A 580-nucleotide genomic window follows, 5' to 3' on the forward strand; every position below is an offset into this window, starting at 1 on the left:
ACCCGTTCCTTTTCCAATGTGGAGTGTTCGATAATCGTAAGTCGAAGCAGACTTTAATTTTTTAAAATTAATAGAACTATCACCCATAAGGCTTACGAGTGAAAGTGATGAATCATCTACCCAACCAGATTCACGCGGCTCTCTTTGTTGTTTTTGTTTTAAAATCCACGTCGAACCATTGCCTAAATAAAATTCGGCAGTAGAAGTTTTATCTACAGAGGTACTTCCTTCAAGAGTAGAGGCATCTGCTAAAATAATCACAGAGGCCCCATTCTCAGCTTTTAACAAAGAACTCCCTGAACTAAGAGTGCTTTGCATTAAACTAACAACGCTGTTAGTGATATTGGTACTATAAATAGCATCATCCTGCACAGAAAATGTCGTTTTTTCCAAATTAACAACCTCCAGTCTTGGTGGCGTTTTTTCTTTCTCTGATGAATCCTCTTCATGAAGTCTGAATTCTATAAGCGGCCTCTCTCCCTTAAAATATATACCGTAAAATCCATTACCCTCCACGGTAATAGAAGAGGATTTAACATTAACTTCAGTCGCACCAATATCATTATGATCAGATAAGTCT

General features: G+C 37.6%; 1 pseudogene. It reads right to left on the reverse strand.

Annotated features, from left to right (window positions below):
- Positions 1 to 580, reverse strand: a pseudogene (locus ABD915_RS10160) (autotransporter outer membrane beta-barrel domain-containing protein); the annotation flags it as partial.

The organism is Bartonella jaculi, assembly GCF_039543045.1.
GTDB classification, from domain to species: domain Bacteria; phylum Pseudomonadota; class Alphaproteobacteria; order Rhizobiales; family Rhizobiaceae; genus Bartonella; species Bartonella jaculi.